Annotated in this window: 1 protein-coding gene; it reads left to right on the forward strand. The window is 41.9% G+C overall.

The window, feature by feature from the left end:
- Positions 1–97 precede the first annotated feature (97 nt).
- A partial coding sequence (locus tag ACTRWI_RS22565; protein WP_499133924.1) for an IS4 family transposase occupies positions 98–704 on the forward strand: 607 nt, incomplete at its 3' end.

Here is a 704-nt window from a genome sequence, read left to right on the forward strand (position 1 = left end):
CTGACGAATCCCCACGAAATATTGGTTTTAACTGAGTAAGGATCGACCTTTGGGCAGCAATGTGATCAAATCATTGGAAAAAAATGAGATTATCACAGTGAGTATATTTCGAACCCTTAAAGAAGATATCGCAACGGCTTACCCTGATATTCATTCCGTCAGGCTAAGTACCGTTTTTACTTTTGTTGAGTCTGGAATGCGTGACCAGCGAGTTACTGTCACATACCTTGGTCGTGGTCTTAAAAATAGTTCTGATACGGATAAGAAGCACGATATAAAGCGAGCCGACAGGTTAATTGGGAACCCTTACTTGCACAGTGAACGGCTTTATTTTTATGAGTTCATGACTGAACATTTGGTTGGTCATAACCCTCACCCTCTTGTCATTGTCGATTGGTCTCCTATCAACGGTCAGGAAATATTTCAAGTACTTAGGGCTAGTATACCTATGGGTGGAAGAGCCTTAACGTTATATGAAAAAGTGTATCCAGAGTCTGAATTAAACTCAGAAAAGGCCCACATTGACTTGCTGGATAATCTTGCACATTGCTTGCCTGTCGATTGTCAGCCTATCATCTTGTCCGATGCTATTTTTAAGACACCTTGGTTTCAAGCTATCGAGAAAAAAGGATGGTTTTGGGTGGGGCGCGCTCGCGGTAACGTATGTTTATCGGCTGACTCAATCATATGGACTCGCTGTAAAA

This window comes from Pseudoalteromonas sp. G5_S1_14_S5 (assembly GCF_054968605.1).